We start from the raw sequence: 13,127 nt of genomic DNA on the forward strand, positions 1-13,127 counted from the left end.
TTTTGACGCGTGCACTGGATGATCACAGGAATCGTAAACATGAACTCCAAGTGCTATTGCACAGGCTGGTCCCTCGTGGCCGGTCTGGCGGCAAGCGTACTGGCATTGCCGAGCTTCGCTGCCGCATTGACACTCGATGAAGCGTTGCGGCTGGCCGAAAACAATGCACCGTCGCTGACCGCACAAGACGCCAAAATTCAAGCTGCCAGCAGCGCGGCTATTCCAGCCGGTGAACTACCTGACCCCAGGCTACTGTTGGGTGTGCAGAACTACCCCATTGGCGGTCCGGATCGCTGGAGCATCGATCAGGACTTCATGACCATGCAAGTGGTCGGGGTCAGGCAAGAAATGCCCAACAGCGACAAGCGCAAAGCGCGCATAGAAGTGGCCGATGCGGCCATTGATCGCGCCGCTGCGGAGCGTCGAGTCGAACGTCTGAAAGTACGCCAGTCCACGGCGTTGGCCTGGATCAATAGCTACTCGGTTGAGCGCAAAGATGCGCTGTTCCAGGACTTCTACAAAGAAAATCGCCTGTTGACCGATACCGTCCGGGCCCAGATTGCCGGTGGCCGCGCTCAACCCGCCGATGCGGTGACGCCTAAGCAAGAAGCGGCTCAACTGGCGGAGCAACAGGACGATCTGATTCTCCAGAGAGCGCAGGCCCGAGCAGCCCTCAAACGCTGGATTGGCTCCGCCGCCAACGACAAGCCTGTGGGCAGCTTGCCGCAGTGGCCCGTCGATACCTCCGGCTACGCCCATAAACTGCAACACCACCCCGAGTTGGCAGCGTTTGCGCCGATGACCCGCGAAGCGCAAGCCAAGGTTCGTGAAGCCGTGTCGGAGAAGCAGTCGGACTGGAGCTGGGAGCTGGATTATCAGCGTCGCGGCCGTGAGTTTGGCGATATGGTCAGCGTGCAATTTTCCTGGGATCTACCGCTGTTTCCTGACTCGCGCCAAAACCCCAAAATCGCAGCCAAACAGGCTGAACTCAGTCAGCTTGAGGCCGAGCGCGAAGCCCTGTCACGCGAGCACACCCAGCAACTGGAAAACGAACTGGCTGACTATGAGCGCCTGAATCGTGCCGTGCGCCGAAACCAGGAAAGCCTGTTGCCGCTGGCGATGGAAAAGGTCGAACTCAGCATGGCCAGCTACCGCGCCGGTAAAGGCGATTTAAACGCCGTTGTTGCCGCCCGACGTGAACTCATCGAAGCCCGCCTCAAACAGATCGACGTGGAAGAGCAGCGAGCACTGACCAGTGCGCGTTTGTATTTTGCTTATGGGGAGTCCAGCCAATGATCCTTAAAAAATGGACCGGGGCATTGCTGGTAGGCATCTCGCTGGCATTGGGTGTTGCCGGTGGTTACTGGTTCGCTCACCAGCGTATGAGCGGAGTATCCGTAACCGCCCCGGAGCAAAGCCTCAATTCACCGGACGAACGCAAAGCACTGTATTGGTACGACCCCATGTACCCGCAGCAAAAGTTCGATAAGCCGGGTAAGTCACCCTTCATGGACATGCAACTGGTTCCCCAATTCGCCAGTGGCGCAGGGGATCGGGCGACAGTCAGTATCGATCCAGGTCTGACCCAGAATCTCGGTCTGCGTTTTGCGACTGTCACTCGTGGGATCTTTGATTCGAGCCTCGACGTGACAGGTGCCTTGACGTTCAACGAACGTGATGTCGCTGTGATTCAGGCGCGCACCCCTGGCTTTGTGGAGCGGGTCTATGCCCATGCTCCCGGCGATGTACTCAAAGCCAACGCGGCGTTGGCGGATATCCTGGTGCCAGAATGGGCCGCTGCTCAGACAGAGTTCCTTGCCCTGAAACGCAACGGGGATGCTGCCCTGTTGGCTGCGGCCCGCCAGCGACTGCGGCTCACGGGGATGCCGGCAGCACTGATTGCTCAGGTAGAGCGTGGCGGTAAGGTTCAGCCGTACCTGACTCTGACCAGTCCCATTGCCGGTATGCTGCAAGAGTTGAACGTACGCGCGGGTATGACCGTGGCGACCGGCGACACCCTGGCACGCGTCAATGGCTTGAGCAGTGTCTGGCTAGCGGTGGCCGTACCAGAATCGGATGCCGGATCGATCAACGTGGGACAGGCAGTCGAAGCGCGTCTGCCAGCCTTCCCAGGGACAATACTCAACGGCAAGGTCAGCGCGATTTTGCCCGAGACCAATCCGGACAGCCGCACTCTTCGCGTACGTGTCGAGTTACCCAATCCGGACGGACGCCTCAGACCGGGTTTGACAGCGCAGGTCCGCCTGAATCGTTCGACCGAGCAGAGTGTGTTGTGGGTGCCGAGCGAAGCCGTCATTCGCACGGGCCGACGTGCCTTGGTGATGCTTGCCGAAGACGCGGGCCGCTACCGTCCCGTGGAGGTGCAACTCGGGCAGGAAAGCGATGGCAAGACGGCGGTATTGAAAGGTCTGGAAGAAGGCCAGAAGGTGGTTACTTCTGGCCAGTTCCTGCTCGACTCGGAGGCCAGTCTTAAGGGCATTGTTGCCCGCTCAGAGGAAGAGTCACCACCCCGCGTAGCAGCCTCCAGCTTTCATGAAGCGGATGGGCAGATCGTTGAGATCAACGTTAAAGAAGTCACGCTTGCCCATGGTCCGTTCAAGACGCTGGGCATGCCTGGTATGACGATGACGTTCCCACTTGCCAATCCGGCGCTGATGCAAGGCCTGAAAACAGGTGACAAGGTTAGGATCGCAGTGAGCCAGACCGACGATGGTTTGCGTGTTGAGCGTCTGGATAAATCGGGGAGCCAGCCATGATCGCTGCCCTGATTCGTTGGTCAGTGGCCAACCGATTCCTGGTGCTACTGGCGACACTGTTTGTCACGTCTTGGGGTATTTGGTCGGTGCAGAGCACGCCCATCGATGCGCTGCCGGATCTCTCCGATGTTCAGGTAATCATCCGCACTCCTTTTTCGGGACAAGCGCCGCAGATTGTCGAGAACCAGGTGACCTATCCGTTGGCCACCACGATGCTCTCAGTACCGGGAGCCAAGACGGTGCGTGGCTATTCCTTCTTCGGCGACAGCTTCGTTTACGTGCTGTTCGAAGACGGCACTGACTTGTACTGGGCTCGCTCGCGGGTGTTGGAGTATCTGAGCCAAATACAAAGTCGCTTGCCGGCCAGCGCCAAACCGGCGTTGGGGCCGGATGCGACGGGAGTGGGCTGGATTTATCAGTACGCACTGGTGGATCGCAGTGGCGGACATGATTTAGCGCAGCTTCGCGCACTTCAGGACTGGTTCCTCAAGTTCGAACTCAAAACCCTGCCCAACGTTGCGGAAGTGGCAACCGTGGGCGGCATGGTCAAGCAGTACCAGGTACAGCTTGATCCGCTCAAACTGGCCAGCCTCGGTATCACTCAGTCTGAGGTGACCGAAGCTATCGGCAAGGCCAACCAGGAAACCGGTGGTGCCGTGCTGGAGATGGCAGAGACCGAGTTCATCGTGCGCGCTTCCGGATACTTGAAGACGCTCAATGACTTTCGGGCGATCCCGCTCAAGCTGGGTGCGGGTGGCATACCGGTGACCCTTGGCGATGTCGCCACGATCCAGTTGGGGCCGGAAATGCGGCGTGGCATTACTGAACTCGACGGCGAAGGCGAGACCGTCGGCGGCGTGGTGATATTGCGCAGCGGCAAAAACGCTCGCGAGACCATTGCGGCGGTCAAGACCAAACTCGACGAACTGAAAAGCAGTTTGCCCGCCGGAGTGGAAATCGTCACCACCTACGACCGCAGCAAGCTGATCGACCGCGCTGTGGAAAATCTCAGCCACAAGCTAATCGAAGAGTTCATCGTCGTCGCGTTGGTCTGTGGGATCTTCCTCTGGCACCTGCGCTCATCTCTGGTGGCAATCATCTCGCTGCCGGTTGGGGTGCTGATTGCCTTCATCGTCATGCGTTACCAAGGGATCAACGCCAACATCATGTCCTTGGGCGGAATTGCCATCGCCATCGGCGCCATGGTCGATGCCGCCGTGGTGATGATCGAGAACGCCCACAAGAAGATTGAGGCTTGGCACGCGGCCAATCCGGGGGAAGAACTGAAGGGTGAGCGTCATTGGCATGTAATGACCGAAGCGGCGGCAGAAGTAGGCCCGGCACTGTTCTTCTGTTTGTTGATCATCACCCTGTCGTTCATTCCGGTGTTTACCTTGGAAGCGCAAGAGGGACGTCTGTTCGGTCCGTTGGCTTTCACCAAAACCTACGCCATGGCAGCAGCGGCGGGATTGTCGGTGACCTTGGTGCCAGTGCTTATGGGCTACTGGATTCGGGGGCGAATCCCTAATGAACAACAGAACCCATTGAACCGATGCTTGATTCGGATCTATCAGCCAGCCCTGGACGCAGTCTTGCGTCGACCAAAGATCACGCTGCTGGTGGCGCTATTGGTTTTTGTCAGTGCGCTATGGCCAATGTCTCGCTTGGGTGGCGAGTTTCTCCCCCCGTTGGACGAGGGTGACCTGCTCTATATGCCTTCAGCTCTGCCGGGATTGTCAGCGCAGAAAGCGGCACAACTGCTGCAACAGACTGACCGTCTGATCAAGACCGTGCCTGAAGTCGAACACGTCTTCGGTAAAGCGGGGCGCGCTGAAACCGCCACCGACCCCGCACCGCTGGAGATGTTCGAAACCACTATCCAATTCAAGCCGCACGAGCAATGGCGTCCAGGCATGACCCAGGAAAAGTTGGTGGAAGAACTGGATCGAGTGGTACGAGTCCCTGGGCTGACGAATATCTGGATACCACCGATTCGCAACCGTATCGACATGCTTGCCACGGGGATCAAGAGTCCCATCGGAGTCAAAGTTGCCGGTACCAACCTATCGGAGATCGATGCCGCGACTCAGGCCGTCGAGCGAGTGGCCAAGGGCGTACCCGGCATCAGTTCAGCTCTGGCCGAGCGACTGACGGGTGGTCGCTATATCGACGTGGATATCGACCGCAAAACCGCCGCCCGCTACGGGCTGAATATCGCCGATGTGCAGTCCATCGTGGCCGGCGCTATCGGCGGTGAAAATGTCGGGGAGACCCTTGAAGGACTTGCACGCTTCCCGATCAACGTACGCTACCCACGAGAGTGGCGTGACTCGCTCGGCGCCTTGGAGCAATTGCCGATCTATACCCCGCTAGGGAACCAGATCACCCTCGGCACTGTGGCGAAGGTCAAGGTCAGCGACGGTCCACCGATGCTCAAGAGCGAGAATGCACGGCCATCTGGTTGGGTTTACATCGACGTGCGTGGCCGGGACATTGCCTCGGTAGTCGCCGACCTGCGACGGGTCGTCAATGAGCAGGTCAAGTTGCAGCCGGGAATGAGCCTGAGCTACTCAGGGCAGTTCGAGTTTCTCGAAAGGGCCAACGCACGACTCAAACTGGTGGTGCCTGCCACGCTGTTGATCATCTTCGTGCTGCTCTACCTGACTTTTGCCCGCTTCGATGAGGCCTTGCTGATCATGGCCACTCTGCCATTCGCTCTCACGGGCGGGGCTTGGTTCCTCTATCTGTTGGGGTTCAACCTGTCAGTCGCCACCGGGGTCGGCTTTATCGCGTTGGCCGGTGTTTCTGCCGAATTTGGCGTGATCATGCTGCTCTACCTGAAGAACGCCTGGGCCGAACGTGAAGACCTCGGCGACAGCACTGAGCGCGGTCTGGTTGCGGCGATTCGTGAAGGCGCCGTGCAGCGTGTTCGACCCAAGGCCATGACCGTGGCCGTCATTATTGCCGGCCTGCTGCCCATTCTGTTGGGCAGCGGGACCGGCAGCGAAGTGATGAGTCGCATCGCCGCGCCCATGGTTGGCGGCATGGTCACGGCACCCTTGCTTTCCCTGTTTGTCATTCCGGCGGCCTATCGCCTGATGCGTCGCCGGCACCTCTCAGTTGAACCCATCAACCCTCAAGGAAAAGTCGTATGAGACTGACTTTGATTGCAGTTGCAAGTACCGTATTTACGCTGTCTCTTTCGGCCCGCGCAGAGGATATGCCGGGCATGAAAATGGACGGAATGGAGGGCGTGCAGATGAAGCAGGAAACAACGCAGGCTCCAGTCGCCACCGCCGACGGAACGATCAAGGCTATCGATACTACGAAGCATACGGTGACCATCTCTCACGGCGCTGTTCCAGCTGTGCAATGGCCGCCGATGACCATGGCCTTTTCCGTGACGGAAGATCAACTGATGGGGCTGACGGCTGGAGACCGAGTGTCGTTTTCATTTCGAGTAGAGGGTGGCAGAGCGACGATTGTTTCAATAAAAAAGTGAATTAGCGGTGGTGGAAGTGACCGGCGCACGAGGTCGCGCCGGTACTTCAGGATGTTGCATCGACCGGTTGAATTCACAGTCGATAGCTGCCGCAGGCGAGTGAGTCATGCCCAGATGCATTTTTCTCGGTTTTTTGGCTCGCCTTGTTTCACAGAATCGGCGATCACCGCGTCTCGCGGATGCGGCATCAGCTCGCCGAACACCGCGCAACTCCCTTCCGACGGTTGGACTTTTCCTCGAGTTGGATGGCGAAATCCATGGCCTCTCGGTAGTTGAAACGGTAGGCCCAAGTCTTGCCAGTGTATCGCTCGACGACCTGGAAGATGCCGAGCTTCATGGTCACCACCTGGAAGCGAACACCGCGGCGCGACTTCAGTCGATTAGTGCGCCGGAAGAAATCGATGCGTGCTGCATTGGAGTGGACAAGCAGAGCGCCGAGCTCATCGATGCGCTGCAGAAAGGATGGATGCATGTCTGATCCTCGAAGTGGGGAGCATGTATTCGTAATCACTCGTGCCGCTAGCTGCTTGTCTATGGATGCAGAGGTGGTTCTGACGGATAAATGTAGTCGTAAAAAAGCCACATCGAAACCTGAATTATATTTTTGCGTCAAACAGACTTCTTCGCGAACCCGAGGGGTTTCTCTCACAACCCTTGTCGGGCCTAGGGCAAGCCATCGAGAAATGCGGCAATCTGCCGGGTACCGCGCAGGTGCAGCGCAGGAATTTGCGGGCCTGTGGCCAGGCGCACCGCCTCGATACCTGGACGATAGCCGCGATCGAAATTCCACACGAAGTTCAGGAAGGTCAGGAACGCTCGGTCGAGCTTCTCGGTACAGCCTGCTGCAAGGTCAGGGCGAGGGCGGTTCATTACGCTACGCATGATCACCCGGGTGAAACAGGTGAGCCGCGACGTATCGAGCCAGATGATCAGGTCGGTACGGGGCAGGCGAAGGTCGAAGGTTCGCCGCGCATAGTTGCCTTCACAAATCCAGGCATCCGGTGCGATCGCTTCGCGGACCCGTGCGCGGAACTGCTCAGCGTCGGGTTCGACCCAGCCGGGCTCTCAGAACAGCGTGTCCAGGTGCACCACGGGCAGGCTCAGGCGCTTGCCGAGGGCGCGGGCGAGGGTGGATTTGCCGCTACCGGCATTGCCCAGAATTACAATCCGTTGCATGAGGACTTCCTGTCGCAAAAAAAGCCGGCAATTGTGCAGGTTCTGGAGGGCCAGTTAAAGGCTGATGGATGGGTCGACTGCGCCACGGAAATGAATTTTGTGTTGCTACTGATAAGAAGCCAGAAGGTGTAAATCTTATTCAGGACGAGACAACCTCGAAACCAAGCAGATCACCCGATACAACGGCGGGGCCTGGGGCTGGTATTTGAGCTGAGGCATCGCCCATTCAGACTAGGCAGCCCTGACGATTCTCTCGTGTTCCCCTGGCACCAAACTCGAAGGCCAGAGGGGTGTCGCTTCATGCGTGCCCCGCCTAACGAGCAGAAGGCGCCGCGATGGAGTTTGCATTCAGCGACGAACAGGAAATGATCCGTGCATCGGCCGAGGGCTTTCTCGCCGATGTCTCGGATTCTGCCGCCGTGCGAGCGGCGATGGTCAGCGAGCGAGGTTTTGACGAGGCGCTCTGGCAGCGGCTGTGCCGCGAAATGTACTGGCCGGCGATTCATATTCCCGAAGCGTACGGTGGCCTGGGACTGGGCTTTGTCGAACTGTCGATTTTGCTGGAACAGATGGGCCGGCGTTTGCTGTGTTCGCCGTTCTTCGCCACCGCCTGCATGGCCACACCCGCGCTGTTGCTGGCCGCCAACGAACAACAAAAACAACGCTGGCTGCCCTTGATTGCCGACGGGATCCTCACCGCTACGCTGGCCTTCAGCAGCGCCAACGGCTGGGCGGCCAAGGATGTTCAGGCCACGGTGGTGACCGAGGGCGAAGGTTTTGTGCTGGATGGAACCCTCAATCATGTGCTCGACGGGCACAGCGCTGACTTCTTGGTCATCGCCGCACGGGTTCCCGGATCGGCCGGCGAGGCGGGCATCAGCCTGTTCGCCGTGGACGCGGACCGGGCGGGGATTGAGCGTCAAATGTTGCCGACCATGGACCAGACTCGTCGTCAGGCACGGGTTCAGCTCAAGGGTCTGTACCTCAGCGCTGACTGTCTGCTCGGTGAGTTCGGCGCGGGCTGGCCACATCTGGAGCGGGTGCTGCAACTGGCTTGCATCGGCCTGGCTGCCGAACAGACCGGTGGCGCACAGCAGGTGCTCGACCTGAGCGTTGCCTATATGCAGGAACGTCAGCAGTTCGGTCGACCCATCGCCAGTTTTCAGGCGCTCAAACACCGTGCCGCCGACATGATGCTGCAGGTCGAATGTGCACGTTCGGCCAGTTATTACGCGGCCTGCTTGGCCCAGGAAGTCCTCGATCCTGAAGGCAATTCGCAGGTGGCCGCCGAGCTGCCGCTGGCGGCGGCGCTGGCCAAGGCGCAGTGCTCTGAAACCTATTTTCACTGCGCGTCCGAGTCGATCCAGTTGCACGGCGGCGTTGGTTTCACCTGGGAATACGACCCGCACCTCTACTTCAAACGTGCCCGCGCCAGCGAAAGCTTTCTCGGCGCACCTGCCTGGCATCGAGAGCGCATTGCCGTGGCGATTCTTGGGGAGCAACCATGAAAATCAGTTTCAGCGAACAGGACGAGCGCTTCCGTCAGGAAGTAGCCGACTGGTTGAGCGTGAACCTGTGCGGTGAATTCGAGCCCCTGCGTTTTCGCGGCGGCCCAGGTGACGAACATAGGTTTCCCGAGGAGCGCAAAGCCTGGGAACGCAAACTCGCCGAGGGCGGTTGGACGTGTGTGGGCTGGGCGTCGGAGCACGGTGGGCGTGGTCTGTCGATCAGCCAGCAAGTGATTTTCCACGAAGAGTACGCCCGCGCTGGCGGCCCGGGACGCATGGGGCATATCGGCGAAGGGCTGGCCGGACCGACCATTGCCGCGTTCGGCACCGCCGAGCAGCAACAGCGCTTTCTACCGGGCATCGTCAACGGCACGTCCTTCTGGTGTCAGGGCTATTCCGAACCGGGGGCCGGGTCCGACCTGGCCAACGTCAAGACCCGCGCGGTGCTTGATGAAGCCAGCGGCACCTGGGTGATCAACGGACAAAAAGTCTGGACCTCCCTGGCCCATGAGTCGGACTGGTGTTTTGTGATCGCCCGCACCGAACCGGGCAGCGTTGGCCATCGTGGCTTGTCCTTCTTGCTCGTGCCCATGGCCCAGACGGAGATTACCGTGCGGCCGATTGAGCAGCTGACCGGCACCTCGGAGTTCAATGAAGTGTTCTTCGACAGCGCCCGAACCGATGCCGCGAACATCGTCGGTTTGCCGGGCGAGGGCTGGAAGATCGCCATGGCGTTGCTCGGTTTCGAGCGTGGGGTCTCGACCCTCGGCCAGCAGATGCAATTTCACAATGAACTGAACGAAATCATCGCCATCGCCCGGGCTAATGGCGCCGCGCGCGACCCGATCCTGCGCCAGCGCCTGGCAGAGGCCTGGAGCGGGCTGCGGATCATGCGCTACAACTCGCTGCGCATGCTGTCCGGGGTGCAGGACGGTTCGCTGCGCAAGGAAGCGACCATCTACAAACTGTTCTGGTCCACCTGGCATGCCAGCCTCGGCAAGCTGGCGATGGACGTCCTCGGCGCCGAGGCCGAAGTGCTGGAGGCCGCGCCTTACCAACTCACCCGTTTGCAATCGCTGTACCTGTTCAGTCGCGCCGACACCCTCTACGGCGGCAGCAACGAGATTCAGCGCAACATCATCGCCGAGCGCGCCCTGGGAATGCCCAAAGAACCGCGCCTGCGCACCTGACCAAGGAGTTTTCCATGTCTGTTCCTCACTATGTTGCGGGTCACGGCCTGTTGCGTGACAAGTCGGTGCTGATAACTGCGGCGGCCGGGGCCGGTATCGGTTTTTCCGCCGCGGTGCGTGCCGCCGAGGAGGGTTGCCGTGCCTTGATGATCAGCGATATCCATGAAGGCCGGCTGGCAGAAGCGGTGTCGAAGATCCGTGAAACCACCGGTCTGCAACAGGTCTTTGGTCAGGTCTGCAATGTTGCTGACGAAGCTCAGGTTCAACAGCTGATTGCCTGCGCCGAGCGCGACCTGCAGGGCGTCGATGTGCTGATCAACAACGCCGGTCTTGGTGGTTCACGGCTGCTGGTAGACATGACGGATGAGGAGTGGAACCGGGTTCTCGATGTAACGCTCACCGGCACCATGCGCATGACTCGTGCGATGTTGCCGAAGATGATCGAGCGGCGTGCCGGGGTCATTGTCAACAACGCTTCGGTGCTGGGCTGGCGGGCGCAGAAAGAGCAGTCGCACTACGCCGCGGCCAAGGCCGGGGTCATGGCGTTGACCCGTTGCGCCGCGGTCGAGGCCGCCGACTACGGGATCCGCATCAACGCGGTGAGCCCGAGCATTGCGTTGCACGATTTCCTGCGTAAGTCCGCCCCTCAGGCGGTGCTCGATCAACTCGCCGCCAACGAAGCGTTTGGTCGTGCCGCCGAGGTCTGGGAAGTGGCCAACGTAATGATGTTTCTGGCCAGCGACTACAGTTCCTACATGACCGGCGAAGTGTTGTCGGTTTCCAGTCAGAGGGCTTGAACATGCCACGTGTTTTCGACACGCCCTTCGCCTTGCACGATGCCGTGGGAGAGGTGCTGGGCGTCAGCGACTGGCTGGTTCTCGCGCAGGAGCGCATCGACCGGTTCGCCGAGGCGACCGGTGATCACCAGTGGATTCACGTCGATCCGCTCAAAGCAGCCAGCGGTCCCTTCGGCGCCTGCATCGCCCATGGCTATCTGAGCCTGGCGTTGGTCAATCTGTTTTTGCCGCAGATCGTCGAGGTGCGCGGCATTGCCATGGGTGTCAATTATGGCTGCGAGCGGGTGCGCTTTCCCACGGTAGTGCGTGTTGGCTCGCGGGTGCGCGGCAGTGCGCAATTGATGGCGGTCGAGGAGGTCAAGGGCGGCGTTCAGGCGACCATTCGCGTCAGCGTCGAAATCGATGGCGAGGAGCGTCCCGGCTGTGTGGTCGACACCATCAGCCGTTACTACCCCGCGTGACCCCTTTAGCAGAACATTCGAGGAATCCAGCATGAAAGAAGCCGTCATCGTTTCGACCGCACGTACCCCGATCGGCAAAGCCTTTCGCGGTGCATTCAATGACACCGACGCCCCGCAGCTCGGCGGTCATGTGGTGCGCGAAGCCGTGCGTCGCGCCGGCATTGAGCCGGGCGAAGTGGACGATGTGATCATCGGCGCGGCGGCGCAGCAGGGCACGCAGTCTTATAACTTGGGGCGTCTGTGCGCGATTGCCGGCGGCTTGCCGACCTCGGTCGCCGGGATGGCGGTCGAGCGCCAGTGTTCATCGGGGCTGATGAGCATTGCCATGGCTGCCAAAGGCATCATGTGCGACGAAATCGACATTGCCGTGGCCGGTGGCCTGGAGTCGATATCTCTGGTGCAGAACAAGCACAAGAACCTGTACCGCAACCAGTCAGGCTCGGTGATCGAGCTGGATCCGTACGCCTACATCCCAATGATCGAAACCGCCGAGATCGTCTCCGCACGCTACGGCATTTCCCGCGAGGAACAGGACGAATACAGCTACCAAAGCCAGGTGCGTACCGCGCTGGCCCAGAGTAATGGATTGTTCGACCGTGAACTCGCGCCGCTGACCAGCCGCAAGGCGATCTTCGACAAGGCCAGTGGCGAAACCCGCTTTGAGACCGTGACCTTGCTGCGCGACGAGTGCAACCGCATCGACACCACCCGCGAAAGCCTGAATGCGCTGGAACCGGTGTGGCCGGGCGGTCAGTGGAGTGAAAAGGGCCGCTTCATCACGGCGGGCAATGCCTCGCAACTCGCCGATGGTGCTTCGGCCTCGGTGTTGATGAGTGCCAAAATGGCCGAAAAGCGTGGCCTGGAGCCGCTGGGGATTTATCGCGGGATGGCGGTCGCCGGCTGCAACTCCGAGGAGATGGGCATCGGCCCGGTCTACGCCATCCCGAAACTGCTCAAGCGCCATGGCCTGACCGTGGACCACATTGGCCTCTGGGAGTTGAACGAGGCGTTCGCCTGTCAGGTGCTGTATTGCCGCGACACTCTGGGCATTCCCGCTGAACGCATGAACGTCAACGGTGGTGCGATTTCTGTGGGCCATCCTTTTGGCATGTCCGGTGCGCGTATGGTCGGTCACGCCTTGGTCGAGGGGCAGCGTCGCGGTTTGCGTTACGTGGTGGTGAGTATGTGCATCGGCGGCGGCATGGGTGCCGCCGCCCTGTTCGAGGTGGTCTGAATGGTCAGTGCACAACAGATTCAAACGACTATGGCGCGTTATGTGGAATTGGTGGACGCCGGTGACATCGACGGGATCGTTGCGCTTTACAGCGAGGATGCAGTGGTCGAAGACCCGGTCGGTCAACTGCCGTTGCAGGGGATCGTCGATATAGGACGTTTCTACCGCGAAGGGCTGGGCGCGAGCAAAGTCGCGGCGACCCTGACCGGCCCGGTTCGGGCGACGTTGAACGGTTGTGGGGCGATGCCGTTTCGGGTTGATATGGAATGGGCCGGGCAACCGTGTTCGCTTCATGTGATCGATGTGATGGAGTTCGATGCTGACGGCAAGATTCGCTCGATGAAAGCCTATTGGAGTGAGGTCAACCTGACCGCCCAAAGCAAGGCATAAACCCTGTAGCAGCTGCCGAGCAGCGCGAGGCTGCGTTCGGCTGCGAAGCAGTCGTGAAATCAGGCACCTCGGTCTTCCAGGTAAACCGCGTG

The 13,127-nt window shown here is 60.0% G+C and carries 11 protein-coding genes and 1 pseudogene; 10 read left to right on the forward strand and 2 right to left on the reverse strand.

Annotated features, from left to right (window positions below; genetic code table 11):
- Window positions 1-39 precede the first annotated feature (39 nt).
- The 4 genes from MO767_RS29160 to MO767_RS29175 are packed head-to-tail and all read left to right on the forward strand — an operon-like array spanning window position 40 to window position 6,279.
- Window positions 40-1,296, forward strand: a complete 1,257-nt coding sequence (locus tag MO767_RS29160) for a TolC family protein (protein WP_282483340.1) — start codon at window positions 40-42, stop codon at window positions 1,294-1,296.
- Window positions 1,293-2,777 (forward strand): efflux RND transporter periplasmic adaptor subunit, encoded by a 1,485-nt coding sequence (locus MO767_RS29165; RefSeq protein ID WP_282483341.1) that lies wholly within the window; start codon window positions 1,293-1,295, stop codon window positions 2,775-2,777. Before MO767_RS29160 ends, MO767_RS29165 begins: the two co-directional genes overlap by 4 nt.
- The gene (locus MO767_RS29170) at window positions 2,774-5,932 is read left to right on the forward strand and encodes an efflux RND transporter permease subunit (RefSeq protein WP_282483342.1); all 3,159 of its coding nucleotides are present in this window, start codon (window positions 2,774-2,776) and stop codon (window positions 5,930-5,932) included. The genes MO767_RS29165 and MO767_RS29170 overlap by 4 nt, the downstream gene beginning before the upstream one ends.
- Window positions 5,929-6,279, forward strand: a complete 351-nt coding sequence (locus MO767_RS29175; protein WP_282483343.1) for a copper-binding protein — start codon at window positions 5,929-5,931, stop codon at window positions 6,277-6,279. The genes MO767_RS29170 and MO767_RS29175 overlap by 4 nt, the downstream gene beginning before the upstream one ends.
- 187 nt (window positions 6,280-6,466) lie before the next feature.
- Here the strand turns inward: MO767_RS29175 and MO767_RS29180 are convergent, their stop codons facing one another.
- Window positions 6,467-6,751, reverse strand: coding sequence for a hypothetical protein (locus tag MO767_RS29180; protein WP_282483344.1), 285 nt, complete (start codon window positions 6,749-6,751; stop codon window positions 6,467-6,469).
- 191 nt (window positions 6,752-6,942) lie between these two features.
- Window positions 6,943-7,455, reverse strand: a pseudogene (locus MO767_RS29185) (AAA family ATPase).
- A 335-nt stretch (window positions 7,456-7,790) separates the two neighbouring features.
- Here MO767_RS29185 and MO767_RS29190 point away from each other — a divergent pair.
- From MO767_RS29190 to MO767_RS29215, 6 genes are read left to right on the forward strand one after another with little or no spacing between them, the layout of a single operon-like run.
- Window positions 7,791-8,963 (forward strand): acyl-CoA dehydrogenase family protein, encoded by a 1,173-nt coding sequence (locus tag MO767_RS29190; RefSeq protein ID WP_282483345.1) that lies wholly within the window; start codon window positions 7,791-7,793, stop codon window positions 8,961-8,963.
- Window positions 8,960-10,153: an acyl-CoA dehydrogenase family protein gene (locus MO767_RS29195; RefSeq protein WP_282483346.1), complete on the forward strand. Its 1,194-nt coding sequence runs from the start codon at window positions 8,960-8,962 to the stop codon at window positions 10,151-10,153. The genes MO767_RS29190 and MO767_RS29195 overlap by 4 nt, the downstream gene beginning before the upstream one ends.
- Before the next feature lie 14 nt (window positions 10,154-10,167).
- On the forward strand, window positions 10,168-10,950 hold the full coding sequence (locus MO767_RS29200) for an SDR family oxidoreductase (protein WP_046054853.1): 783 nt from the start codon (window positions 10,168-10,170) through the stop codon (window positions 10,948-10,950).
- Window positions 10,951-10,952: 2 nt separating this feature from the next.
- On the forward strand, window positions 10,953-11,411 hold the full coding sequence (locus MO767_RS29205) for a MaoC family dehydratase (RefSeq protein ID WP_134418706.1): 459 nt from the start codon (window positions 10,953-10,955) through the stop codon (window positions 11,409-11,411).
- Window positions 11,412-11,442: 31 nt separating this feature from the next.
- Entirely contained in the window at window positions 11,443-12,645 is a 1,203-nt protein-coding gene (locus MO767_RS29210; RefSeq protein WP_282483347.1) for an acetyl-CoA C-acyltransferase, read from the forward strand.
- Window positions 12,646-13,035, forward strand: coding sequence for a steroid Delta-isomerase (locus MO767_RS29215; protein WP_282483348.1), 390 nt, complete (start codon window positions 12,646-12,648; stop codon window positions 13,033-13,035).
- The last annotated feature ends 92 nt before the right edge of the window (window positions 13,036-13,127 follow it).

This window comes from Pseudomonas sp. UYIF39 (assembly GCF_029963765.1).
GTDB lineage: Bacteria > Pseudomonadota > Gammaproteobacteria > Pseudomonadales > Pseudomonadaceae > Aquipseudomonas.

Coding starts and splice junctions, on each gene's coding strand:
- MO767_RS29160 (WP_282483340.1), top strand. CDS start 40: ATGAACTCCAAGTGCTATTGCACAGGCTGGTCCCTCGTGGCCGGTCTG.
- MO767_RS29165 (WP_282483341.1), top strand. CDS start 1,293: ATGATCCTTAAAAAATGGACCGGGGCATTGCTGGTAGGCATCTCGCTG.
- MO767_RS29170 (WP_282483342.1), top strand. CDS start 2,774: ATGATCGCTGCCCTGATTCGTTGGTCAGTGGCCAACCGATTCCTGGTG.
- MO767_RS29175 (WP_282483343.1), top strand. CDS start 5,929: ATGAGACTGACTTTGATTGCAGTTGCAAGTACCGTATTTACGCTGTCT.
- MO767_RS29180 (WP_282483344.1), bottom strand. CDS start 6,751: ATGCATCCATCCTTTCTGCAGCGCATCGATGAGCTCGGCGCTCTGCTT.
- MO767_RS29190 (WP_282483345.1), top strand. CDS start 7,791: ATGGAGTTTGCATTCAGCGACGAACAGGAAATGATCCGTGCATCGGCC.
- MO767_RS29195 (WP_282483346.1), top strand. CDS start 8,960: ATGAAAATCAGTTTCAGCGAACAGGACGAGCGCTTCCGTCAGGAAGTA.
- MO767_RS29200 (WP_046054853.1), top strand. CDS start 10,168: ATGTCTGTTCCTCACTATGTTGCGGGTCACGGCCTGTTGCGTGACAAG.
- MO767_RS29205 (WP_134418706.1), top strand. CDS start 10,953: ATGCCACGTGTTTTCGACACGCCCTTCGCCTTGCACGATGCCGTGGGA.
- MO767_RS29210 (WP_282483347.1), top strand. CDS start 11,443: ATGAAAGAAGCCGTCATCGTTTCGACCGCACGTACCCCGATCGGCAAA.
- MO767_RS29215 (WP_282483348.1), top strand. CDS start 12,646: ATGGTCAGTGCACAACAGATTCAAACGACTATGGCGCGTTATGTGGAA.